The organism is Enterocloster sp. 210928-DFI.2.20, from assembly GCF_020554465.1.
In the GTDB taxonomy this organism is placed as follows: domain Bacteria; phylum Bacillota; class Clostridia; order Lachnospirales; family Lachnospiraceae; genus Enterocloster; species Enterocloster bolteae.
On sequence record NZ_JAJCHK010000029.1, the window covers coordinates 31950 to 56342 of the forward strand.

At 50.0% G+C, this 24393-nt stretch carries 20 protein-coding genes and 3 tRNA genes; all 23 read right to left on the bottom strand.

Annotated features, from left to right (window positions below; all coding sequences use genetic code 11):
* Positions 1-166 precede the first annotated feature (166 nt).
* The 23 genes from LI015_RS21120 to LI015_RS21230 all read right to left on the bottom strand — a co-directional run bounded on the left by LI015_RS21120 (position 167) and on the right by LI015_RS21230 (position 24323).
* Entirely contained in the window at positions 167-2086 is a 1920-nt protein-coding gene (locus LI015_RS21120; protein WP_227126310.1) for a sensor histidine kinase, read from the bottom strand.
* Complete coding sequence (locus tag LI015_RS21125) at positions 2083-4608, bottom strand: hypothetical protein (protein WP_227126312.1); 2526 nt, start codon at positions 4606-4608, stop codon at positions 2083-2085. The genes LI015_RS21120 and LI015_RS21125 overlap by 4 nt, the downstream gene beginning before the upstream one ends.
* A 12-nt stretch (positions 4609-4620) precedes the next feature.
* Complete coding sequence (locus LI015_RS21130; RefSeq protein ID WP_227126314.1) at positions 4621-5328, bottom strand: response regulator transcription factor; 708 nt, start codon at positions 5326-5328, stop codon at positions 4621-4623.
* 379 nt (positions 5329-5707) lie between these two features.
* Positions 5708-5780: transfer RNA gene (locus LI015_RS21135), tRNA-Thr, on the bottom strand.
* 67 nt (positions 5781-5847) lie between these two features.
* Positions 5848-5919 (bottom strand) — tRNA-Glu (locus LI015_RS21140).
* A gap of 10 nt (positions 5920-5929) precedes the next feature.
* Positions 5930-6003: transfer RNA gene (locus tag LI015_RS21145), tRNA-Pro, on the bottom strand.
* Between the two features lie 108 nt (positions 6004-6111).
* Entirely contained in the window at positions 6112-6306 is a 195-nt protein-coding gene (locus tag LI015_RS21150) for a heavy-metal-associated domain-containing protein (protein WP_002564398.1), read from the bottom strand.
* 112 nt (positions 6307-6418) lie between these two features.
* Entirely contained in the window at positions 6419-7516 is a 1098-nt protein-coding gene (locus LI015_RS21155) for a hypothetical protein (RefSeq protein ID WP_227126316.1), read from the bottom strand.
* Between the two features lie 39 nt (positions 7517-7555).
* The gene (locus LI015_RS21160; RefSeq protein ID WP_002564400.1) at positions 7556-9046 is read right to left on the bottom strand and encodes an MBOAT family O-acyltransferase; all 1491 of its coding nucleotides are present in this window, start codon (positions 9044-9046) and stop codon (positions 7556-7558) included.
* Between the two features lie 60 nt (positions 9047-9106).
* Positions 9107-9412: a metal-sensing transcriptional repressor gene (locus tag LI015_RS21165; protein ID WP_002564401.1), complete on the bottom strand. Its 306-nt coding sequence runs from the start codon at positions 9410-9412 to the stop codon at positions 9107-9109.
* Positions 9413-9501: 89 nt separating this feature from the next.
* Positions 9502-11886 (bottom strand): heavy metal translocating P-type ATPase, encoded by a 2385-nt coding sequence (locus tag LI015_RS21170; protein WP_227126317.1) that lies wholly within the window; start codon positions 11884-11886, stop codon positions 9502-9504.
* A gap of 250 nt (positions 11887-12136) precedes the next feature.
* Positions 12137-14110, bottom strand: coding sequence for a PTS beta-glucoside transporter subunit IIBCA (locus tag LI015_RS21175; RefSeq protein ID WP_227126319.1), 1974 nt, complete (start codon positions 14108-14110; stop codon positions 12137-12139).
* Between the two features lie 18 nt (positions 14111-14128).
* Entirely contained in the window at positions 14129-15901 is a 1773-nt protein-coding gene (locus LI015_RS21180; RefSeq protein WP_119204781.1) for an alpha-glucosidase, read from the bottom strand.
* 116 nt (positions 15902-16017) lie between these two features.
* The gene (locus LI015_RS21185; RefSeq protein WP_227126321.1) at positions 16018-16872 is read right to left on the bottom strand and encodes an HAD hydrolase family protein; all 855 of its coding nucleotides are present in this window, start codon (positions 16870-16872) and stop codon (positions 16018-16020) included.
* 154 nt (positions 16873-17026) lie between these two features.
* Positions 17027-17797 carry a MurR/RpiR family transcriptional regulator gene (locus tag LI015_RS21190; RefSeq protein ID WP_117626991.1) on the bottom strand — a complete coding sequence of 257 codons (771 nt, stop codon included), beginning with the start codon at positions 17795-17797 and terminating at the stop codon, positions 17027-17029.
* A complete protein-coding gene (locus tag LI015_RS21195; RefSeq protein ID WP_003525556.1) occupies positions 17772-18545 on the bottom strand; it encodes a MurR/RpiR family transcriptional regulator in 774 nt (257 codons plus the stop codon). The genes LI015_RS21190 and LI015_RS21195 overlap by 26 nt, the downstream gene beginning before the upstream one ends.
* Positions 18546-18705: 160 nt before the next feature.
* The gene (locus LI015_RS21200) at positions 18706-19254 is read right to left on the bottom strand and encodes a DUF6144 family protein (protein ID WP_227126322.1); all 549 of its coding nucleotides are present in this window, start codon (positions 19252-19254) and stop codon (positions 18706-18708) included.
* A 98-nt stretch (positions 19255-19352) separates the two neighbouring features.
* Positions 19353-20186, bottom strand: a complete 834-nt coding sequence (locus tag LI015_RS21205; protein ID WP_330361545.1) for an AraC family transcriptional regulator — start codon at positions 20184-20186, stop codon at positions 19353-19355.
* A gap of 81 nt (positions 20187-20267) precedes the next feature.
* Positions 20268-21176 carry a helix-turn-helix transcriptional regulator gene (locus tag LI015_RS21210; protein ID WP_002564410.1) on the bottom strand — a complete coding sequence of 303 codons (909 nt, stop codon included), beginning with the start codon at positions 21174-21176 and terminating at the stop codon, positions 20268-20270.
* Positions 21169-21648, bottom strand: a complete 480-nt coding sequence (locus tag LI015_RS21215; RefSeq protein ID WP_227126324.1) for a DUF3788 family protein — start codon at positions 21646-21648, stop codon at positions 21169-21171. Before LI015_RS21215 ends, LI015_RS21210 begins: the two co-directional genes overlap by 8 nt.
* Positions 21649-21905: 257 nt before the next feature.
* Positions 21906-22394 carry a hypothetical protein gene (locus LI015_RS21220; RefSeq protein WP_227126326.1) on the bottom strand — a complete coding sequence of 163 codons (489 nt, stop codon included), beginning with the start codon at positions 22392-22394 and terminating at the stop codon, positions 21906-21908.
* 2 nt (positions 22395-22396) lie between these two features.
* Positions 22397-22597, bottom strand: a complete 201-nt coding sequence (locus LI015_RS21225) for a helix-turn-helix transcriptional regulator (protein WP_002564413.1) — start codon at positions 22595-22597, stop codon at positions 22397-22399.
* A gap of 352 nt (positions 22598-22949) precedes the next feature.
* Positions 22950-24323 (bottom strand): sodium-dependent transporter, encoded by a 1374-nt coding sequence (locus tag LI015_RS21230; RefSeq protein ID WP_002573239.1) that lies wholly within the window; start codon positions 24321-24323, stop codon positions 22950-22952.
* Positions 24324-24393: the final 70 nt, after the last annotated feature.

Sequence of the window (24393 nt, forward strand, 5' to 3'; positions counted from 1 at the left end):
GTCTGTTTTCCCTGAAAACGGCACATTCCATATGCGGACGGTTCATCCTGAAAGCAAAAACGCCGGCTTCCTTCTTTAGCTGAAGGAAACCGGTGCTCTTTGCATTAAACCATCTGTATTTTATTTTACCACGCTAATCCGGGATTTTTACCACGTTTAACAAAATTTAAAGTTCACCGTCTTTCACTGCGTCCGGCAGGAATATTCGGGCGGAAAAACTATCCGTATACCATGTTGTCTCAAATGTCCCCCTATACTCCCGGACCACCTGGCTCATAAGCTCCATACCATACCCATGGGCCCGGCTGTCCTCCTTACTGGTACTTCTGCCTTCCTCACGGGGCAGGCTGCTGTTGGTGCACAAGATAGTAAGGCCGGTTCCAACCCGCCCAATCTCCAGGGAAATCCATTTCTCCCCATCCTCCGGAAGCCGGCTGCAGGCTTCTATGGCGTTATCCAGAAGATTCATCAAAAGCGCAGTGAGATGGGCGTCATTGACCGCCAGGCTTCCGGGCAGCCTGTCCCCCTCTGCTTCCACGTATATCCCCTGGCTCCTTGCCGTTCCAAGCTCCACCGCCAGGATGGAGTCCATAAGGATATGGCCTGTATATTCCCCATTCTCCATGTCCACCGTGGAAGAAACAAGCCCTTTCAGATATTCCTTCAGTTTATCGGTCTCCCCTGTATCCAGATAATGCTTAATCAGGGTAAGCCGGTTGCGGGTTTCATGAAGCTGCTTTCTGGTTCCCCTGATATACTCCTGCTGAAGGGCACCGTATCTGGCTCTGGCTTCCAGCTGGACCTGGGACAGCTGCTGCTCCATCTTAAGCCTGAGGCTTTCCTTATAGGTCCGATCCACATCATATATCATAATCCCGCCTGTTATGAGGATAATGACTCCGCCAGCCAGCTCTGCGAACCACCCTGTCAGCACCGGTTCATGGAGCGGGAACATCTTCCCTGCCACAAGGGCACACATAAAGACACTGTTTCCGGCCAGCACGGCAAGACAGCAGGAACGCTTCTTACAGACAGCCCAGCCGGAAGTGGCCAGCAGCCAAAAAGCAGTGAACCACTTATACAATCCAAGTATATTGCCATATGTGTACAAGGCTCCCGCTGTCTCAGCCGGAATCAGAGGCTGGATAAGGACGCTCAGACAAATTAAAAAACCTGCCGCGCAGGCGGGAACATATACTCTCCCAGGCAGGCCGCAGATCTGCCACTGGATCCACATCATAGAAAAAAACATCCCATAATAACAGAAGCGCTCCGCCAGCAGGACCCAGTACATACTCTCCGACATTACCTGGAACAGGGGCCAGGCCGTGCTGCCGCAGAAACAGAAGCAGAGAAACGCCATCGCCCCATATGGCCTGGAAAACCGTCTGACAGCCCCCAGGCACAGGCACATGGCTCCAATGAGAAAAGCCGCCATAATTGCAGCGCCATGGATTAAAAGCCGCAGTTCAGAGGTTCTGGACACCAGCTGCGGCACGCCAAAAGCCGGCGGATATACCATGCCGCTGTAAAAATGGCTGTCATCCTCCGCCTCAACTACAATCTCAATTCTGTCCTTAGCTGTGAATGTTACCATGCTCACCGGGGGACGGGGCCCCATGTCCCCGTTTATGTTCCCGTCCATGCCCACACTCTGCTTCAGCTTACCGTTCACCCAAAGTCTCCAGCGAGAGTAGACCGGTGTCAGCTCCAGTCCGTATTCCTGCTCATGCCCCTCTGTGAGGATCACTGTCCTATAGGTTCCTTTCCCGTGGGGAGAAGCCTCCCGATCCCCCAGGTCAAAGCCTCCATACCTGCCTATGTAAAAATATGCGTCCGGAGTATGGTTTTCAATTTCATCCGGGGACAGCAACTTGTCCTGGTAGAAGGACCAGCCGTCTGTAAGATAGAACATAGGGTGCCTGCTGTACCACTGATCCTCCAGCCATATAACACCATCCCTGGAATATGGGCGGGGACGGGTATATTTATTATCCTTTTCATAGCAGTAATAGAAAAAAGCGAAGCTCAGAAGGATTACAGCTGTTATCAGCAGGAACGCCTGCTTCTCTCTGACTTTCATCATGGCTTCCTCCTGCTCCTTCTTTTGTACCAGGATAACACCGCTATACCCGCTGCCGCTCCCAGGACAGTACGGAAGATGAATCCTGAAGGATTATCCCTTTGAAGGCGGCCGGAGTCCGCATCCGTACCCTCTCCGGCAGGTTCCTCCCGGTTTTCAGTGGCATTTTCTTCCAACAGATTCCCTGTCCTCAAACCATCTTCGTGAAAGGAGTCTTCTGCTTCCCCGCCACCGTATGCCCGGCCGTCTTCTCCAAGCGCTGAACCGGAGGCCCCCGGCCTATCCCCTGCGCCTGCGCCAGACGCGTCCCGCGCGGCCATGCCGTCCTCTATGGAAGGTTCCTGTCTGCCGATTTTGTCCGCAGCTAAAGGCCCGTTTGGGTCTGAGCCAGCCGCCGCGGAGGGCTCCTGTGTATCGGCGGCAGCCGTCGTGGAGAGTCTCTGTGTACCGATCCTGTCCGCAGTACAGGGCTCTGGTATCCCGGCGCACTTCACAGCAGATGGCTCCAGGGACAGAGTGCCGTCCCCATCTGACGTGCCGGATGTTCCGTCTGCTTCTGCGGTTCCCCTGCCGTCACTGTCAGGATCCCCTGAACCGCCAAATTCATCCCCCGGAGGAGGCGCGCTGTTCCAGGGCGGAAGGTCTCCCTGGTCATCCCGGTCATCCCCGTCACGGTCTCCATGGCCAAACCGGTCTGAGTCATTCTCATAATAACCAAAGGATTTCACCGATGACAGCCCTTCCATGGAACCTCCGGTGACAGCAACACAGAACCGGTATGTATGATTAAATTCAAGTCCCTCCACAGTGATTGTCAAGGGATCTATCTGCACAGAGCATCCGGGCATAGAGGCTGCGTCCTGCCATGTATCCCCTCCATCTGCTGAACAAAACAGCTCAATCCTCTGTGCGTCCTCTACAGGATTCAAAAAATACAGTACAGCCATATCCTCCATCCTGAAGATTTCCTCAATATGGACCGTTTTAGGGTCCACAACATAAATCTCAATCTCAATTTCTGGTATCTCTATAAAAAACCAGTCGGGATATCCCTCCGCTTCTACCACAGCCCTGTAAACCCCTGGCTCTGAAAGTTCCTCAGGCAGGTCTTTCCAGTTCAGCGTAAAATCCCGGGTCCACATTTTCCTTTCCCCTGTGGGATCGCAAAATACATATGACGCCGACGGCGCCAGCTTATCATACAGCCCCTGACAGTCTGTTCCCGCTTCTACGCTGACCCCGTTTTCATCCAGGCGGCCATCAAGATAAATCTCCCTTGTAATCACCTCAGACTGTTCGGGCAAGGGAGTCACCTGCGATGTGTCCACAATGAGCACTTTATCCGTGACAACGGAACTGCCCTCCGCCTCCACCAGGCAAAGCTTAAGCTCTACCGGCGTGTCTGCCTCAATGCCCACTGAGTTTTCCCCTTCTGCCTCAATATGGGCATACTGCAGGCTGCAGTCCCCCTTTCCCGTCCACTTTAAGGCAATGCTGTTGTCCCCGGAAACTCCGATATAAGCGTTATCTGTCTGAAGCGCATATTTACCGTTTTTCGTTTCTGAAATCTCCACCGCAACCGCTCCGTCGCCCTCTGCCCACACCCCGGCACCATTTTTAAAGGTGGTTTTTCCGGATATCTGAAACAGCGCTTTGTCTCCTGTCGCGCCCTGGAAACGGATGGAGCCGTCCACAAACAAATTCCCCTTGTCAGACACAACGATGGAATATCCATTCATATTCACCACGGCTTCATCTTCCGGAGCAATATTCAAATCAACTGAACCTGCAACAAGAATATCCCCTGTAAGGCAAATCTCCTCCCCGGTCTCCAGAAGGGTTAAAAGTTCCTCCACAGTGCCGCACTGGACCTCCTCATCCAGCGGTATCTCAATCATCTGTAATTGAATTTCCGGCTGACGGATATCTCCGGGATTCTCTAACTCCTCCTGATTATGGCCTGTCTGTCCGGAATCCGGATGTTCCGGATTCTCTCCCTCTATATCTTCTCTGTCCGGAGGCGGCGGGGTTTCTCCCTCTCCGTTTTCTTCGTCCGGGGATGGCGGGGTTTCTTCCTCTCCATCTTCTCCGTCCAGGGATGGCGGGGTTTCTCCCTCTCCGTTTTCTCCGTCCGGGGATGATGGGGTTTCTCCCTCTCCATCTTCTCCGTCCGGGGATGGCGGGGCTTCTCCCTCTCCGTCTTCTCCGTTCGGGGATGGCAGGGCTTCTCCCTCTCCGTCTTCTCCGTCCGGGGATGGCAGGGCTTCTCCCTCTCCGTCTTCTCCGTCCGGGGATGGCGGGGTTTCCCCCTCTCCGTTTTCTCCATGCGAATTTTCCGGCGCTTCCCCCCGGCTTCCTTCTCCGTCCGGGGATAAAGAGGCATCCTCTTTTCCATCTTCTCCTGTGGATAATTCGGACATATCCCCGTCACTGACCATACCATAAGCTGGAAAAATTACTGTTTTTCCAGCCAGAAAGCCAGCCAGTACCACTGTCAATACAATTCTATAATACGTTCTCCTCATCTGTCCCACCGTCTAATCTTCACTCTCACCCTCAAACATCACAAGCTTATATCCCAGTGCACGTTTACATTCTATATCCGCTATCAACTCTCCGTCTGCATCCTGCAGCTTCTTTCTCAGATTAGATATATGAACCCAGACTGTCCGTATATCCCGGTTGGGCGCCATATCCCATATCTCCCTGTAAAGCTCCCCGGCCTCCATATATCTTCCCCTGTTTCTCATCAACGCGGCCAGGAGACGGTACTCCTTTGGCTTTAAAAGCATATCTCTCCCATCCAGATAAGCCCGCTGGCTCTTCACATTCAAATATAACCTGCTGCCGCCCTGGTGGATATCTTCCCCGCCCCTGCGCTCTAATCTTCGGAGATGTGCCTCAATTCTGGCTGCCAGCTCCTCAATATCATAAGGCTTTGTAATATAATCATCACCTCCGGCCCGGAGCCCCTGGACAATCTGACTGCTCTCCCCCAAGCTTGTGAGGAACAGAATCGGCCCCTGAAACTGCTCACGCAGCCTTCTGCACAGATCTACCCCGGAACCGTCCGGCATCATAACATCCAAAACCAGCAAATCCGGATTATCCCTGAGAACACACGACTCCGCCTGGCCCAGTGTGGAAACCGCCGTAACCTGATAGCCGCGCTGTTCCAGCTGTTCCCTGTTATATTCCAATATATCCGGTTCATCCTCTCCCAGCAGAATATGATATCCCTTCATCACAATTCCTCCCAGCTTTCTTGCGCCATCTCAAATCCATTCAGGTCCGGGAATCTTATTGTATCTCTATTCCCCCAGCCTTGGTCTTTTGGATAAGACAGTCGGCAGATGTTTTAACTCAATCATTCATTATACCGAAAAATTTTGTTTTACAAGCAACATTTTACCACATATCCTATCAGATTAACAGAATAAGGGACTTTTTCTAAATACGCAGACATTTCCATCTGCCTTATTGTAGTATACTTTTTTGCAGGAGTGAAAAACAAGACAAAAAAAATAGCTGGTAAACATTAAAAGTTTATCAGCCATGAAAGAATGCTTAACTAAATATCACTATCCTAATAATATTGCCTGCAGACACAAGGAATTTTTAACAAGCCACTGGCCGGACTCGAACCGGCGACCCACGCATTACGAATGCGTTGCGCTACCAACTGCGCTACAGTGGCATCCGAACAGCAATTGCCATTCCTTTGATACAACAAGGCTGCTGCCTAAGCAACAGCCTTGCCATCATGACCTGACCGGGAATCGAACCCGGGTTTACGCCGTGAGAGGGCGTCGTCTTAGCCGCTTGACCATCAGGCCTAAAGGTAAATCGAGGCGACGTGATTCGAACACGCGGCCTCTGCGTCCCGAACGCAGCGCTCTACCAAACTGAGCCACGCCTCGATACCTTTGGTAGTATAATACATTTATTCCAGAAAGTCAACCATAAATTGTCAAAGTTTTTAAAATAATTATGATAATTTCCGAAAAGCCCCAGTTACAGGTTCTGTACTACACTTCCACCGCGGTAAATCCAAGGTCGTCTAAAATCTCCACTGCCTTGGCCTCGCAGTCCTTATCCCCGTCAATGGTCACTGTCTTGACGGACAAATCCACCGTATTCTTAATGCCTGCTCCGTCCAGTCCCTTCTTAATCCGGTTCACACAACCCTCGCACATCATTTCCTCGCACTTATAAGTTTTCATGTTCATTCTCCTTTTCTGTTTTTATATTAACAGGCTTTCCCCGCCCTCTGGAGGCAGGGACGCCATCCTGTCCGGCTGTCATGAGGCTGTCATGACTTTCTGAAACATCCCGTCATTCATAAATGCTGTCATAATCATAGTTTGCATAGAAATCCGTGATTCTATCAAAATAGCGGTCCACATTGTCGTTTGTAAGCATATGCTCTCCTGCCGCCATCCATTCCAGCAGCTGGTCACCGATGTCCTCCGAGTAGTGGATTACATCCATATAATGGTCCAGATTGCAGGTAATGTCAAACTGGTCGTCAAAGGCAAAGAGGCGTATGTTTCTGCACTCCAGCAGCATGCGGGCCATGAGGCGGTATCCCTCCATCTGCCGTTCAAACTCCCCTTTTACCATCAGCTCGCTGTCCCACCAGCTGATGCTGTAGGGCGGAATAAAGTAGTAAAAGGTGACCTGGGGATTGGCCCTGGCCGTGGCCAACACATTCTGTTCCAGGTTCTCCATGACCGTACGGCGGTCTTCTTCTGTAAAGGGAACGGTTCCATTTTTCTGCGGCTCCCGTTCATATGTCTTTAAGACAGCCTCCCTGCCCCAGTCCCGCTCCGGTGCCCAGTGCATGTATTCGTCAAAGGTGGTGGTCTGCCCGCCTGCCTTTGTCCTGGCAAAAACACCCTGAATAGTGCCGAAGATCACTTCCTTGTTGAAAATATAATTCACATCATTAAAGGGATTGTCATCCGTCAGATAATCGGGGGAAGGAGCCGCCGGATTTTGCTGGTCCTTCTGATAAAACAGGAAGCTCCTGTCAAGGCTCCTGCACACCACCTTTACCTGGGGGTTATAGGACAGGGCCCTTCTCACAGCCTGGTCCACCTCCTTATAATATCCTCCCGCATATGGTATCTTGACGGATGCCACGCCGAAAAGACTGTCAAAACGGCTGGCTTTAAAATTCTCCATCATGGATGTCCCTGTTAGCACTGCGTCGTATGTAAAATTGCGGCTGATACCGTCATTCTGGTACCGTTCGCTGTCAATGGGGTATGCCAGATGTTCAAGGGGCTTGTGATAGTGGAAAAAAGGATCCACCCAGACCACCAGTCCGCCAAGCATAACCAACATGGCCAGTACGGCTCCCACGGTAAACCACAGCCATCTCCCATACCTCATGTCTTCTGTCCCATTTTCCTGCTTTTGTGTATCCAATATAATCTCTCCTGTAGCTGTTTATTCAAATAAGCCTAATTAGAACTGAAAATAAATGAAGCCGGATATTCCTGCCAGGGACAGGACGGACCAGACCAGAAGAAGGGCTGTTCCCGCTCCGCGAAGGAAGGTGGGACGAAGCTCTGTCTCCCCCATATTCCTGGCATTCATCACCAGGCAAAGCACGATTCCATACAGCCCCAGCACGGTAAATACCCGGTGGCCTGTCAGCCAGAGAGGCAGTTCCACCATCTTGAAGCTGTCCATAAAGGACGGATTAATCTGCATGTTTCCAAAATCCAGCAGCCGTTTCAAAAACAGCTTTGCCTGGGATATGCTCTCTGACCGGAAGATAACCCAGGTCAGGTTGACAAAGAGAAAGGTGGCCATCCACCTAAAAGCCGTGTGCAGATTCTCCCACTGCCGTTTAAATACACGGTTAAGGGCCTGGGCAGCGCCGTGAAGCGCCCCCCACAGGATAAAGGTCCAGGCAGCGCCGTGCCAGAAACCGCTTACCAGAAACACTATCATGATATTCATGTAGGTGCGCAGGCTTCCCTTCCTGCTTCCACCCAGAGGAAAATAGATATATGTTCTGAGGAAACGGGTCAGTGTCATGTGCCAGCGCTTCCAGAATTCCACCGGAGACAGCGCTTTGTAGGGAGAATTAAAATTAAGGGGCAGTTCCAGGTTGAACATCCTGGAAATTCCCATGGCCATGTCACAGTAACCGCTGAAATCAAAATACAGCTGGAAGGTGTAAGCCAGCATGACCAGAAACGCGTCTGTGGAGCTGAGTATCTCCACCTGGGCATACCCCCAGTTTACCGGCCCCGCAAAAAACTCAGCCAGGATGACCTTCTTAAACAGTCCCACGGCCAGTATCATCAGTCCCTCTGCCATATTGCGGGAATCTGCCTTCAGGCGGGATGGGTCCTTAAGCTGGGGAATGAACTCTCCGTGCAGGAGAATAGGTCCCATGGCTATCTTGGGAAAATATACGGTAAACAGGAAATAATCCCAAAAACTGTAATCTCCTGTCTCCATGCGGAAGGAGTCAACCAGCCACGCAATCTGCTGGAAGGTAAAAAAGCTGATCCCCACCGGAAGGAGAAGCCTTGTAAAGGCAATGTCCTTTCCCAGAAACGCGTTCAGGTTCTCTATAAAGAAATTCGTGTATTTAAAGTAAAAAAGCAGGGCCAGATTGGCGCATATGCCAAATACCAGAACCATCCTACTGCCGGGCCTGCCGCTCTTTTTACCATCCGTCCTGCCGGGCGTCTTACCATTTCCTTTGGCTGTCTCCTTATTTCCTTCTCCTGCCAGCACTCTGGAAACAGCCCAGTTAAATACCGCGCTTCCCACCAGCAGTCCCAGATACCATGGATTCGCGTAGGCGAAAAATACCAGGGACATGGCAGCCAAAAATCCTCTGGCCCATGTATGGCGCTTCATCCGGCAAAGCCCGAAATATCCTGCCAGCACAGCCGGGAGGAATAATAATAAAAATAAATATGAATTAAACTGCATGTATCGTTTCGTTTCCTTTATCTCTGGTTTCTATAATTGTTTTCTATGTCTGGTTTCCTGTTATTTCATCATCTTCTGCAGGGTCCTGCAAAGCTCCTCCACCGTGGCGTCGCTGTCGCCCCGGCGGATATCATCCACCACGCAGCTCTTGATGTGGCGCTCCAGAAGCACCTTGTTAAAGCTGTTAAGGGCGGCCTGGACCGCTGCCACCTGGGTGATGATATCCACGCAGTAGCGCTCGTCCTCCACCATGGACTTGATACCCCTTATCTGTCCCTCTATCCGGTTCAGCCGGTTCATGAGACCGCGTTCTTCCGTCACTTCCCTGTGTTTATGGCGGCAGGTGCAGCCTTCTTCCTGATTCATGTGATCCTCTCCTTTTACCTTACTGTTCCTGGGGGAAACCGCCCCTGTTCCGGACAGGATCGGTTTCCCCAGGTCTTTTAAGACCTGTGCTACAGCTTCAGATTCCTGAGTCTTAAGGCATTTCCCACCACACACACTGAGCTTAAAGACATCGCAAATCCTCCCAGCATAGGGCTTAAAAGCGGGCCGCCCAACAGGTACAGCACTCCGGCTGCCACCGGGATGCCCAATGAGTTATAGAAAAACGCCCAGAACAGATTCTGCTTTATATTCCGGATGGTTGCCTTGCTCAATTTGACAGCCCTGTAGACATCCATCAGGTCAGATTTCATCAGCACCACATCCCCTGACTCCAGGGCAATATCGCTGCCGTTTCCAACCGCACAGCCCACATCCGCCTGTACCAGCGCAGGTGCGTCGTTGATGCCGTCACCTACCATCATAACTGTTTTTCCCTCTTTCTGCAACCGGTTTACCACCTGTGCCTTATCTTCCGGAAGCACCTCAGCCACCACCTGGTCCACATGGGCCAGCTTACCGATGTACTGGGCCGTTTTCTCATTGTCACCTGTGACCATGTAGACGGTCACTCCCAGACCCTTTATTTTTTCCACTGCCTCCACACTGGTTTCCTTAATTGTATCGGCCACACACACGATTCCGGCCAGACGTCCGTCTATCACAACATACATGGGAGTCTTTCCTGTATTGGCGTACTCTGAGGCTGTCTTTTCCGTATCCTGGGATACAGGCACATGGAGGTGGTCCAGGAGACGCCGGTTGCCCACTGCCACCTTCCATCCCTTCCAGGTGGTGATGATGCCTGCCCCGGTGATGCTCTCAAATGCTTCGGGCATGGCCAGGTCCATCTGCTTCTCCCTGGCGGCGTTTACAATGGCCTGGCCCAGGGGATGTTCCGACATCTGTTCACAGGAAGCAGCGATTCCCAGAAGGTGCTCCTTTTTCTCGTCGTCAGAGGCCTGAGGTTCCATGGCGCTGTCCTTGGAAGCACTGCCTTCCTGGTTCTCACCCGCGGCAGGCAACACAGCCCCCGGCACAGAGGAGGATTCCAGTTTCCACACCTGCTCCACCACAGCACCGCTGATTACATTTACATCGGTCACCTTGGGCTTTCCCTCTGTGATAGTCCCTGTCTTATCCAGTATGACAGCATCCACCTTATGGCAAATCTCCAGGGCCTCTCCGCTTTTAATCAAAATACCGTGCCCGGCTCCCACTCCGGTTCCCACCATAATGGCCGTGGGCGTGGCAAGCCCCAGCGCACAGGGGCAGGCAATGACCAGTACGGCCACGAATATGGTCAGCACAAAGGAAAGTTCCTTTCCTCCCAATATCCACCACAGCAGGGCCGCCACCAGGGCAATTCCCATGACTGCGGGAACAAAGTATCCGGCCACCTTATCCGCCAGCTTGGAGATAGGGGCCTTCTTGCCCTGGGCATCCTCGATCATCTTAATGATTTTAGACAGGGTGGTATCGCTTCCCACATGGGTCACTTCTACCTCCATGGCTCCATTGTAATTCATGCTTCCGCCGATCACGCTGTCCCCTGGCTGTTTCTCCACCGGGATGCTCTCTCCGGTAAGCATGGATTCATCCACGCTGCTGCTGCCCTGTACAAGTATACCATCCAGGGGTATCCGGCTGCCCGGTTTTATAAGGATATGCTGACCCACAGACACCAGGGAGGTCTCCACTTCCCTTTCCATGCCGTTCTCATAGAGAATAGCTGTGTCCGGCGCCAGCTCCATGAGCTTGCGTATGGCCTCAGATGTCTTTCCCTTACTGCGGCTCTCCATGAATTTGCCCAGCATGACCAGGGTGACCACCACGGCCGCCGACTCGTAATACAGCTGGTGGGCCTTCATGTGATCTCCGGGAATGCCAAAGGTCATCACAAGGCTGTAGATAAATGCGCTCCCCGTACCAATGGCCACCAGGGAATCCATGTTGGGATTGCCCTTAAGCAGGGAACGGATGCCTACCAGATAGAACTTACGTCCGCAAATAAGAACCGGTACGGTCAGTATCAGCTGGGCCAGGGCAAAATTGAGAGGATTCTTATCCATCTGCATGAACGCCGGCAAGGGCAGGGTAAAGGGCAGCATATGACCCATGGAAATGTAGAGCAAAGGCACCGCAAAACAGATAGCTGTAACCACCCTGCGCTTCACAGCCTCCAGCTGTTCCTCCTGCTGCTGCCATTCCTCTTCTTCCTTTTTCTTGTTCTGTTCTTCCTCCACAATCAGGCTGGCAGAAAAACCCGCCTTGGATACCTTCTCACAAATCATTTCAGGTGTCACCTGACTCTCGTCATAGGTAATCACCATGCGGTTGGTCGTCAGATTCACATTACTGCTCTCCACACCGTTTAACTTTCTCGTAACACGCTCCACTGCGCTGCTGCATGCGGCACAGGACATTCCGTCTATATGATATTGCTGCGTGGTCATATGTTTCACTCCTTCCTTATACCCCACCTGGGTATATTGCAATTATAGAGCACTAACCGCATATTGTCAATAGGTAGTATGCCCGGAATGAAAAAATTTACTATATTTACTGATTCAGCAAAATTTACGATTACTCAAAAACAGACAGATGCACGACGGGGATAATCTTGTATCCCTGGGTGCATCTGCCTGTTTTCTTATATGTCTACTTTTTTGCTTCCTCATCCGTTTCCATTTATAACAGCTTATATCAGGAAAGCTCTGACCCGCAGGTTCCCTTCTGCCCAATCCGTATTTCAAATCCAGCCCCGGCCGTCACGGCCTCCCCGCTTTTTACGGCTACGCTTTCTCCTGTGGTAAAAATAAGCATGGTGGTCAGATCTTTTCCAGACTTCCTCACTTCCTCCAAATCCACGTCCACCAGACAATCTCCCCTGCGTACCTTCTGACCCTGGGAAACATGAAGGCGGAATCCCTTTCCTCCCAGTTCCACGGTATTGATACCAATGTGAATCAGGATTTCCATTCCATTCTCCGTGCGGATTCCCACTGCATGGCCCGTGTCAAAGGCAGCTTCAATTGTACCGTCTGCCGGTGAAAGGATACGGCCGCTGGTAAGCTCCACCGCAAAACCGTCTCCCAGCACCCTTCCAGCAAATACCTCATCCTTTACCTGGTCCAGAGGCAGGATATATCCGTCTGCCGGAGAAACCATATCATATACTGCTTCTCCTGTTATTTCACCCGGAATTTCACCGGCATTTTTTCCTGTCAACTGATTTTCCCGGAACGCTGGGTCATGGGGTTCTCCGTCCGCTTCCAGCACCTCCTGTGGAATTCCGAAAAGGCATGTAAGGAAAAAACAGCATGCAACGGAACATATGGAAATGATGAAATACCACATCAGCTGGTTTCCCTTGTATATATACATCAGATATGAGGGAAGCACCGCCAGTCCATAGGAATTTGACTGTATTCCCAGCACAGACAAAAGCGCTGCCCCCAGGCCGGACGTAAACAGCATGATGACAAGGGGACGGAGATTGTAGCGCAGCTGGATTCCAAACAGCACCGGTTCACTGATTCCGAACAGCTGGGACAGCATGGCCCCGATGCTGGTGGATTTTACGCTCTGTTTCCTGGATTTCACAAAAAAGGCAAGGCAGGTTCCCACGTTGGCAAAACCGTACATGGCGCATAAGGTAATGACAGGGTTAAATCCGGTATTGGCCAGCAGAGAGGTCTCTATCATGGTATAGGTGTGATGGAGTCCTGTAATCACCAGCAGCGGATAGGTGGCTCCAATCAGGAATCCTCCTATGCCAAAGGGCAGGTGCACCAGCATCTCCACAATGGTTACCAGCTTAAGCTCCACCACATGCATGACGGGTCCGATTCCCAGCATCACCACCAGAAATGTTCCCAGCATCACCAGAAAGGGAGTCATAATCAGGTCCAGGGCATTGGGCATAATTTTTCTCAGCTTTTTTTCCATGGAAGCCCCCAGAAACGCTGCCAGGATAGCTGTCAGAACGCTTCCCTGACAGCCTACAATGGGGATGCGTGAAAATGCCATCACTGCCTCCACGCCGCTGCCAGGAGTAGCCACCGCATATGCGTTGGGAAGGCTGGGGGATACCAGCATAAGTCCGATGACCAGGCCGATGACCGGAGTTCCTCCAAACACCTTGAAGGCCGACCAGCATATAAGGGCCGGAAGAAAGGCAAAGGCAGTCTCTGTGAGCACGTTCACCAGGGTCACCACATAGTCCGGTATGATGGATGCGGACAGGCCCAGAAGGCCCAGCACATTGTCATTGAACACACAGCCCTTAAGTCCCAGGAACAGACCGGTAGCTGCAATCACCGGAATGATAGGAATAAAGATGTCGCCCAGCATGCGCATCATGCGCTTGACGCCCTTTTGCTGGTTCTTTACCAGTTCATCCTGTTCCTGCTTGGACAGGGTATTGAGCCCCAGCCCTTCCATCTCCCCATAGACCTTATTCACAATCCCTGTGCCCAGGATAATCTGGTACTGGCCGGCGTTGAAGAAGGTTCCCTTGACCATCCCTATTTCCTGAAGCTTCTTTTCGTCAATCCGCTCCTTATCCTTTACTATCAGTCTGAGCCTTGTGGCGCAGTGGGTGGCTGACAATATATTGTCCTTTCCCACCGCCTCCACTATCCGTCCTGCCGCATCCCTGTACTGATTCCCTTCCATCACGATTCCCTCCGCATTCTAACAGCTGCCCTTTAAAAGCAGCGCCTGATATGGTTCCAAATAAAGCGTTCCGTCCTCTATGCCGGTTCTATTACCGGCGGTTTCTTTGCCGGCTGTCTTTTTGTCAGCTGTTTCCCCATTAAACATCATTCCGTCCATTGCCTCCCGGTCATTGGCCCATATGCATCCTGCACTGATTCCCGGCAGTCTCTCCACCGTCCCTGTACCGCTGAAATTAAAGTAACACCAGATAACCGTATCCTCTGTTCTTCTCTCATAGGCAATTACATGTTCGCTGCACGCCAGAGGACGTATGGCGCCGTATACCAGGCAGTCCCTCCAGGGTCCCCACTGTCTGAACCGAATCATGGAGCGGTAAAACTCCAGTATGCTGTCCCTGTCCCCTTCCTGGGTTTTTGCGCTGTTCTCCGGATATTCCCGGCTCATGGGCAGCCATGGCGCTGTTTCAGAAAATCCGCCGTATCGCCCGCCGGTCCATGGGAACGGAGTCCTGGCATTATCGCGGCTTCTCAGGTTGATGATTTGAAGCGCCTCCTCTTCACTGAAGCCTTCCTCCAGAGAACGGTGGTACTGGTCTATGCTGGATATATCGTTAAATGCATCCAGGGAACTCCGTTCAAAATTCACCATTCCCAGCTCCTGCCCCTGGTACAGGAAGGGGGTTCCCCTCAGGAAGAAATACATGGCTGCCAGCATCTTGACAGCACTGGGATTTTCTGCTGCTTCCTTCAGATATTTGGTTGCCGCTCTGGGCTGATCATGGTTTTCGATGAAGTTGGCCCCCCATCCATAGGTCTGGACAGCCATCTGGCTTGCCATGATTTTATCCTTAAGCTCTTTCACCGTCCATTCCCTTCGCTTAAACCATTCGCTGCCCGAGGCTATATCTAAATCCGCATAGCGGAAATCAAATATCATGGAAAAATAACCGTTCCTTCCGATGAAATCCCCCAGTCCTTCATAGGGAACGCCAGGCGCCTCCGCCACAGTCACACATCCATGCCTGTCAAAGGTTTCCCGCTTCAGTTCATTGAGAAATTCCCCGATTCCCGGCTGGTTCCTGGAAGCCTTGGTGCATTTGGCCCGTCCGTCTGCCCCGTCCGGCTCTTGGTCTGCAAAGGTCAGGTCTTTCTTTATAAAGGTAATGGCGTCGATGCGGAATCCGGCAATTCCCCTCTCCAGCCACCAGTTGACCATCTCATACAGCTTCTTCCGAAGGGTTTCATTTTCCCAGTTTAAGTCCGGCTGTTTCTTCCCGAATGCATGGAAATAATATTCGCTGCGTCCTTCCACCTTTTCCCACACACTGCCTCCGAATACAGAACGCCAGTTATTTGGTTCCCTGTCCCCCTTCTTAAATATATAGTAGCCGTGTTCCTCCCCTTCGGGATCCTCCAGGGCCTGTCTGAACCATCGGTGCTCATCCGAGGTATGGTTGATAACCAAATCCAGTATGATTTTGATTCCCATATCTCCCGCCCGCTCTATGAGCTCATCCAGTTCCTCCATGGTTCCGAATTCAGGGGCCAGTGCACAGTAGTCGGACACATCGTAACCATTGTCATCCATGGGAGACTGGTATATGGGGCAGAGCCACAGCATAGTAATCCCAAGCGCCTTCAGATAATCCAGCTTTTCCAAAATCCCCCGTATATCCCCTATACCATCGCCGTTGCTGTCCTTAAAGCTTCGGGGATAAATCTGATACACCACCTCTTCCTTCCACCACGGTTCCTCCGGCCTGATTCTTAACTGCTCTTCTGCTCTCATCTAATCCTCTCCTTCTCCCGATAAATTTTGTCTAATATCACTCTGTATGATATATCCCTGCCCATATCTCTCTGCCTGATATATCCCTGCCCAACATCTCTCTTCCCGGTAAAACCTCACTCGATAATTCCCCGCCTTACCAGTTCCCTGTATATCCCATCACGGGCAGCCGGCCTGCACAGGGAATCCGCCCATTGCTTCAGCTCCTCATCCCCGTCTTCCATGGCCACTCCGATTCCCGTTGTCCGAATCATATCCACGTCATTCTTTCCGTCCCCAAAGCTCATGGTATCTTCCAATCTTATTCCATTGCGCCTGCACCACCAGCGTATGGCCTGCCCCTTGGTGCAGCCCGCAGGCTGGAGCTCCAGATATCCCCATTTTCTGATTTTGCCGTCCGTGGGGGCAGACTGCTGGACGACAGCGCCCCATCCCGGAACCGTTGCACACACGGCCTCCCAGTCCTCAGGCCGGCACCACAGACAAAATTTGTGTATGTGATCCGGGCTGTGCATATACTCTTTAAGGGTATCTTCATATGGGATACTGTTTTCCTTCTCCCGTTTCCTTATTTCCTCTGCTCCCAGTCCCTTTAGCTTGCCGATAAAGTCCTGTCTAAGCAGCACTGCCGCAGCCCTGTTCATGAATATACGCTCCTGGGACTCCATGGCAAAAGGCAGTTCCCTTGTTAACAGGTATCCCTGAATCCGTTCTGTTTCCGGTTTTTGAAAATAACTTTTCTTCTGCACATATCCGTTTTCCGCGATCAGACAGCCTCCTCCGGCTATGATGCCGTCTGTATCCATGGACAGGATTTCCTCCTGAATGGAAGCCAGATTCCGCCCCGTGCATATCAGTATCCGGATTCCCCTTTCCCTGCACATGCGGACCGCTGTATACGCGCTTTGGGGCACGCCGCTGCATTCGTCCCTGAGTGTGCCGTCTATGTCCAAGAAAATTGCCTTAACCATTTTCCCTACCTTCCTTATCTGTGTGACCTCATTCTAGCAAAAAACAAAGGCCCCGGCAATAGCCTGGACCCGCTTAAAATCTTTGTACACTTATAGTACATTTTTTCGGTTTTTGAATATTTGTAAACATGTTAAAAATGCTTATTTCAGAGATTTACAGGGAGTCCAACCGGCGTTTCAGGAACTCCTGGTATGCCAGATACAGATATTCTATCAGAATAAAATAGGGGGTGGATATCTCATATTCAACCCCGTATCTGGACGGCAGGGTGATGGAATGGATATAGAGATTCTCATCACAGACAGATGCCAGTGTATTATTGCCCAGCCGGGTAATGGAAAGGGTGGGCACTTGTCTCAGCCGCAGTTCCCGGGCCAGACTTACCGTGGCCTCAGACTCCCCGGTCAGTGATATGATGACTGCCATGTCCCGTTCCGTCATCACCCTGGACAATGCGCCCCGCATGTCGTGTCCATGGATATGAAACATTTCCTTCACCGGAAGGAAAATGCGCTTCATCTCGCTGGCTGCCCTAGTCTGGGCTGAGCCGCTGCCATAGAGAAATACCCGCCGGGCCCTGTACAGCTTTTCAAAGAGGGAATCCAGGCCGCGGCCAATCAGCTCATCCATCATTTTGTGGTAACTGTCTGTCACCGTATTAAGCAGCTCTTCCCCAGGCCCCAGGGCTTCTTCTGTTTCCTGCTCCTCCAGTCTGAGCCTGGCCTTCAGCTCCCCGTATCCCGCCAAACCGTTCTTCTTTGCAAAACGCACCAACATGGATTCCGACACATGACAGCTTCCGGCAAATTCTGTTATGCTCATGACGGCGCACTCCTTTTTATGCTCCAGCAAATACCGGCAGATATACTGTTCATTTTCCGTGAACCTGTTATAATTTTTATTGAACGCTTCTTCCAGTCTCATGGCCCTTCCTCTCATATTCCAGGTAATTTACCGACAGCATGTCTAACAGGATGTAGAAGGCAGCCACCATCTCATATCCCGGCTCCCCGCCTCCGCTTATCATTCTGGTTCCGGCATAGAGATTGTACCGGCACATCCGGGCCATGGTATTATTGGTCCAGCGGGTAATGGACAGGGTTTTTATTTCCCTGCACTGGACAAAACGCAGTACCTGTACGCCGTTTTCCGATTCCCCCGACAATGAGATGGCCACAAACAAATCTCCGGACTTAAAATACCGGGAAGCGTACTCCACCTCCCCGTAATCGAATAAATCAATGCAGCACTTTCCAAACATCAGGAAAATACGTTTGAATTCCTCCCCAATGGCCTTCTGCTCATTTCCCGTGCCATAGAGATATATGGTACCCGCCTCATGGATGGCCTCCAGAATCACGCTGTAGTCGTACTCCCTAAGGCCGTCCACCATGCGGTGGTAGTTGGATATGATTTCCTCCATATCCAGGCGGGCCAGCTCCTGCATCCCGGCCCGTTCTTTCAGTAAAAGCCTGAACTCAGCAAAGCCGCCGATTCCCAGTTTTTTAAACAGCCTGATCAGGGTTGTCCTGGACACATGGCAGAAGGCCGCCAGTTCCGTACTGTTCATACCGGCAGACTGCGCCTTGTTCCGTAAAATCCGATTCAGAACCTCCCTGTCATTGGCCGTCAGACGGTCGTAGCTTTCATTGATTCTGTATTCCAGGTTCATGGCTGTCTCCTTCCCTTGGACTCCTTCACTGCGCTTCCGTTACCCCAACTACACTGTAAAGGAAAATGACCCGGATGTCAATGACCCCTGCCGGGTACTTGACCGGGCAGGGGCATGGCGGCGGTGCAGCACCGTGTAACCCCCTGCGTCGTATTCTCTTTTATTGCCAGACAGGGTTGTGGGGAGTAATTTTCATAAGACACACAGAATCCCCCATCTTTATACTTTTCAGTAACTCAACATCCACTTTACAGGCAAACGCTTGTTCAAAAAGGACCTTGCTGTAGCCGGTAGTACACTGGCACCATGCGGCTGTCTCTAATCGTTCCACCTCGGCAAGCATAGGACAGGGACAAAAATCAAATTGCAGAAAGAGCTCGCCGCCTTTACAAAACAGACCCGCCGCCTTTGCCTTCTCTGAATTTGTAAATTCTTCTATACTAGCAGCTCCTGCCATCAGCTCCTTTACAAGCACAAGCTTTTCGTTCATTCCGTAACCGCATTGACAGTCCATTCGTATTTCTTTGACATCCTCTGATTCAAATTTATTTTCCAGACGCCGCATAACAGACTTCACCCAGTCAGAATTATTTTCCGTATGAGCGGCCTTCTCACAGCCGTATACCACTTCACCAGCCACATCTGCATTGCTTTTTGCTCTGACAGCTTCATACATTACTTTCTCCTGCACTTTTCTTATATCAAACATATTTTCCTCCGTATTTATCTTGTACCAATTTCTATAAAGGCTTAATACTTCTTATATTATAAAAAGAAAGCGCGCTGCCCGCTTCTGAATTCTTGCTGTTATGAAATTGGGATGTACAAATCCATTATAACGCTGTGATTATCCCGGTCAACGCGGCGATAAATATTGAGTCCATATCTCCGCGTCATCTTATAACCACTTTGGGGAAACCAAACGCTGAAAATCCCCTCCAGTGTTTCAAAGATGTCTTTGATCTTTCCATCGAAATGATACACGATCCATTGGCCGCCGCTGATCCGCATGACATTACTTAGCCCACAATCCGGTTCCACAGTCATGCAAATATCGCAGATACATTGCAGCGGGCTGGTAATAGCAGGGTCATTAAAAAACCGCTCAACCAAAAGCGTCTTTTCATTCAAAAAATCCTTGTACTTATCTAAAAACTGATACCAGTTTTTTTCAAGGTCCGCATAAGTTCCAATAAAACGTTCATACAGCACAAACAGATCCTCCTGCTTCTGGACTTCGATTTGTGCGGTATATTCCTCCGCTGTTTTAAAATGGACAATCCGCTCTGAGGAAAAGGGAAGAGACATACTGCGGGTGGGTATTGACTGCCTAAACATAGATGGCGGGGTATCATGGTGCTGTCTGAATACGGAGCTATAATTGGACGCACTATATCCGTAATCCAAACCAATGTCTGTGATTGCTTTTGCTGGGTTGAGTTTCATGTCGATTGCGCTTTGGTCAATTTTACAGCGCTTGATAAATGCATAGACACTTTCGCCAGTTTCTTCCTTGAAGATTCGGCTGAAGTGGTATTTCGATATAAAAAAATGAGCGGCTACTGTATCAAGAGACAAATTTTCATCTAAATGTTTCATAATATAATCAATGCTCTGATTGATAAGTTTTTTTCTATCCATATACCATTCCCTAATGCTTAAAAGCATCATTAATCTTTTCCTTACAAGTAACCGCTGTCAGATATATAGTATACAGCTATTCTAAATGATTGACAACGCCTGTAAAATCCGTTCTTTAACAGCCTGCCTCAAATTCTCCGGTTCCAGGATAGTTACATTCCCACCAAAGGATAGCAAAAAGCTGTAAAGCCATTCAGAATCCGGTAATTGCGTTTCTACTATGATGTTATCATCCTGCCGAATCATAGTATCATCTTCAAAAGCATCATATAAACGATATGCTACCGACTTATTAAACATTAGCCTTACCTTGAGCAGAGGTCCGTAATTCCCGTCCAGCGTAAAATATGGAGCTTCCTTTTCAGGAGAATATTCAAAGAGTTCTTCTGTCAGTCCAGTCTTTTTCATGCGGGAAAGCCGAAACACACGCGGTTCTTGTCTCATGAGACAATATCCGGCCAAGTACCATGCACGGCAGCGATAAATGAGTTTCGCAGGTTCAACAGTTCGTACCGTCATTTCACCTTTGGCACTATAATATTCAAAGTGAATACGCCGCAGCCCGGTAATAGCTTTACGAAGTATTGAAAATAGTTCCTTATCTCTGTGAACCGTTTCGGCTGTTCCCCAGCGTGTTAAGTCAACATCAATCCAATCGCGGTCCTGGCTCATAAATAGCGCGCCTAATTTTAGAAGAACAGGGTCAATATCAGGATATTGAACAGCTCCCAGCCCTTGCAGCGCTAAAAGTATTTCAGCCTGCTCTGTCTTTGAAAGCGTTACTTTATCTAACCGATATCCCTCCAAAAGATAGATACCGCCCTTACGGCCTCCCTGCATGTAGATTGGAATACCAGCAGCACTCATTGTATCTATATCACGGTAAATGGTCCGTACTGAAACGCCAAATTCTTCTGCAAGTTCTGGTGCAGTAACCCGCTCATTGTTCAGCAGAATATATAAAATACGGAAATGGCGCCCTTCATGCATTTTTGCCCCCAATCTTTTTCGGCTTGACTTTAACGCCTACCAGTCGGATCAGGTCAGGCAGTTCTTCATCACTTATAACCGAACGATTAAGCCAACCGCCGTCTGCACCGCAGGCATATCGGTTAAGCCAGCTTGCTTGTATTTCCGGCAATAATTCGCCAAATATGGAATCAACCTCCTGAGCGCCTTTATCCTTGATAGAAATAGTACAGCAAAAACCGCCTTCTTCAAAAAACACATACAGCAGCAACGACTTTTTATGAGAATACCGGAAACTCCAGCCATATTCATTGCCGAAGGGAAACCTTATTTCGCGGCTTACATCGTACCGCTCTCTTAGCATTTCCTCAAAGCGCATTAAACGCTTCCAAGCCTCAATGCCCATAAAAATCCGGATAAGAGACTCTGGCGGCTGTTGATATTTTTCAGTCAGCCTTGTTTTCTTTTTTTCATATCGAATTTTTTCTGCCATATCAAAACACCTCTTTAATCTTTATCTGTTAATTATAGTATACCATAGATACCATGACACGCTCTGTCATGTTTTTGTTGGGTTAGTCATCTTTTTTATTTGAGTACATGGTTGTCATTATTATAAAATTAAAAAAATCCCATACCGGCGGAAACGCCGCACATTGTCTCCAATGGCGGCGTTTTTGTTGTGTGTTGGCTCCTGTGTTTTCATTTGTCTTATTATGCCCTTGCCTAGAACCGCTAACTGGTATGTCCCTACATAACCTTCTGCAAAAGCCTTTTGAACACCAGCAGGAGCACCGCAAAAAATACGGCTACGGATATCAGGGTCTTTGTCACGGTCATGCTGATGAACCCGCTTATAAGGATTCCGATATAAAGCGATATCATCATGGTGTATCCCGTATAGGCCCAGCAGCGCAGCCCCAGCATACGGTTCCTCTCATCGGTCTCATATATCCTGCGCTTCTCCTTAAGCTCGGGATTTCGCAGATATTTCAGATTGCGCATGATGGATATGACGCCGGCCGCGGCCAGGCCGAATCCGGTCCCACTGTAAAATCCCGGCATAAAATCCTTGTATCCCTGTTCCAGATACATCACCATAGCGTGGTTTCTGACCGCAAAGGACAGGCCTATGGCCGCTGCGCCCAACAGGATAAAACATATTCCATACACAATCCTGTTTCTGCACCTCTTCTCAAAATCAATGGGATTTTCAATAAATAACTGATTCAGCCACATAATCATTCCTCCTCTTCAAATAAAAATATATCCTCTATGCTCTTTCCGAAAAATCTTGAAATCTTAAAAGCCAGCTGCAGGGAAGCATTATACTTCCCGTTTTCCAGGGATATTATGGTCTGCCTGGTCACCCCCAGGGCCAAAGCCAGCTCCTCCTGGGTTACCTTGTTCTGTTTCCTTAGTTCCTGTATCCTGGTTTTCAATCACACCACCCTCTCGTTTCGTTCTTACCCTATTTGTTCTAACCTCATTCCGGCATCATTCATTCCGGCCTTAAATCTTCACTCCTCATTCTCGTCTCCATCTCTTACAGTATAGTTTGCTTTACATTTTCAGTATAGTATACTTTACATTAAATGTCAAGGTCGTTTTACATTTTTTATCCGGAACAAAATCCGGAAGACAAAAACCTGAATACAACTATCTGAATACAATTATCTAAATACATCTATCTGAATACAAAAACCGCCCCTGAGGATTCCGATTACAGCGGATCCCCAGGGGCAGCCCTTTGCATTCATTCTGTTCTTGTCAAATACACTTTTTAATTACCTTTTAATTTCCCAGAAACTTGGAGGCATATCCCTGAATAAATATGATAAGTACAATCAAAGGCAGGATATAGCTCACATAAACCCTGGTCCATGCGGGGAAATGAATCCCCTCCCCTTCATTGGCCTCCGCCATAAATTTCTTAAAGCCCCATCCGTAACGGCTGGTGCAAAACAGCAGATAAAGCATGCTGCCGATAGGCAGAAGGTTGTTGCTGAGGATAAAATCCTCCAGATCCAGAACCGTGCTTCCCTCTCCCAGGGGGGCAAAGCTGCTCCAGAGGTTAAAGCCCAGCACACATGGAAGGGATAAAATGATGATGGCGGCTATGTTGCAGAGAACCGCCTTCTTAAGGGTGCAGCCCGTCAAATCCGTGGCAAAGGAAATGATGTTCTGGAACACCGCGATAATGGTGGAAAAAGCCGCAAAGGACATAAACAGGAAAAACAGCGTCCCCCAGATTCTGCCGCCTGCCATATGGTTAAACACATTGGGCAGGGTGATAAATATCAGGGACGGCCCTGATTTGGCCTCAATGTTGTAGGCAAAGCAGGCCGGGAATATGATGAGTCCTGCCATGAAGGCCACCAGGGTGTCCAGCAGGGTTACGCTGACTGCCTCCCCTGTCAGTGTCCTCTCCTTGCCGATATAGCTTCCGAAGATGGCCAGGGCTCCGATGCCGATGCTCAGGGTGAAAAAGGATTGTCCCAGGGCAGCAAACACGGCTTCCCCGATACCCGACTCCACCATTTTCCCGAAGTCAGGCTTCAGGTAAAACTCCAGACCGGGACCGCCTCCCGGCAGAACCATGGAATGTACGGCCAGCACCACCATCAGCACCAGCAGACACACCATCATGACCTTTGTAATGCGCTCCACACCCTTCTGAAGACCCATGGCGCAGACTCCAAAGCACAGGAGCACCACGATGACCATGAATCCTCCCATCAGCGCAGGATTGGCCAGCATACTGACGAATTCACCGGCCACTGCTTCTGCATCCATGCCGCCGAAATCCCCTTTAAGGGTTTTAAAGAAATAAAGCATCATCCATCCGCCCACTGTTGTGTAGAACATCATCAGAATATAGTTGCCTGCCATAGCGATGTACTTGGTCAGATGCCACCTGCTTCCCTTTGGCTCCAGCAGGTCAAAAGACAGGGCAGCGCTTTTCCGGCTGGCCCTTCCCACTGCAAATTCCATGACTACGATGGGAAGTCCCAGTATCAGCAGGAACACCAGGTATACCAGCACAAAAGCGGCCCCTCCGTATTCGCCTACTATATAAGGGAACCGCCACACATTGCCCAGACCAATGGCACACCCTGCGCTTATAAGGATGAAGCCCAGCCTGGACGAGAATTTTTCGCGTTCCATCTATATATCCCCCGTTTCGTATTATATCGTGAGTTACCGGACTTTTCAGACAGCCGGACTCAATAAAAGA

Coding starts and splice junctions, on each gene's coding strand:
- LI015_RS21185 (WP_227126321.1), bottom strand. CDS start 16,872: ATGGTTAAGGCAATTTTCTTGGACATAGACGGCACACTCAGGGACGAA.
- LI015_RS21120 (WP_227126310.1), bottom strand. CDS start 2,086: ATGATGAAAGTCAGAGAGAAGCAGGCGTTCCTGCTGATAACAGCTGTA.
- LI015_RS21175 (WP_227126319.1), bottom strand. CDS start 14,110: ATGGAAGGGAATCAGTACAGGGATGCGGCAGGACGGATAGTGGAGGCG.
- LI015_RS21215 (WP_227126324.1), bottom strand. CDS start 21,648: ATGGCAGAAAAAATTCGATATGAAAAAAAGAAAACAAGGCTGACTGAA.
- LI015_RS21200 (WP_227126322.1), bottom strand. CDS start 19,254: ATGTTTGATATAAGAAAAGTGCAGGAGAAAGTAATGTATGAAGCTGTC.
- LI015_RS21230 (WP_002573239.1), bottom strand. CDS start 24,323: ATGGAACGCGAAAAATTCTCGTCCAGGCTGGGCTTCATCCTTATAAGC.
- LI015_RS21160 (WP_002564400.1), bottom strand. CDS start 9,046: ATGCAGTTTAATTCATATTTATTTTTATTATTATTCCTCCCGGCTGTG.
- LI015_RS21180 (WP_119204781.1), bottom strand. CDS start 15,901: ATGAGAGCAGAAGAGCAGTTAAGAATCAGGCCGGAGGAACCGTGGTGG.
- LI015_RS21125 (WP_227126312.1), bottom strand. CDS start 4,608: ATGAGGAGAACGTATTATAGAATTGTATTGACAGTGGTACTGGCTGGC.
- LI015_RS21190 (WP_117626991.1), bottom strand. CDS start 17,797: ATGAGACTGGAAGAAGCGTTCAATAAAAATTATAACAGGTTCACGGAA.
- LI015_RS21220 (WP_227126326.1), bottom strand. CDS start 22,394: ATGTGGCTGAATCAGTTATTTATTGAAAATCCCATTGATTTTGAGAAG.
- LI015_RS21150 (WP_002564398.1), bottom strand. CDS start 6,306: ATGAAAACTTATAAGTGCGAGGAAATGATGTGCGAGGGTTGTGTGAAC.
- LI015_RS21170 (WP_227126317.1), bottom strand. CDS start 11,886: ATGACCACGCAGCAATATCATATAGACGGAATGTCCTGTGCCGCATGC.
- LI015_RS21205 (WP_330361545.1), bottom strand. CDS start 20,186: ATGGATAGAAAAAAACTTATCAATCAGAGCATTGATTATATTATGAAA.
- LI015_RS21195 (WP_003525556.1), bottom strand. CDS start 18,545: ATGAACCTGGAATACAGAATCAATGAAAGCTACGACCGTCTGACGGCC.
- LI015_RS21210 (WP_002564410.1), bottom strand. CDS start 21,176: ATGCATGAAGGGCGCCATTTCCGTATTTTATATATTCTGCTGAACAAT.
- LI015_RS21130 (WP_227126314.1), bottom strand. CDS start 5,328: ATGAAGGGATATCATATTCTGCTGGGAGAGGATGAACCGGATATATTG.
- LI015_RS21165 (WP_002564401.1), bottom strand. CDS start 9,412: ATGAATCAGGAAGAAGGCTGCACCTGCCGCCATAAACACAGGGAAGTG.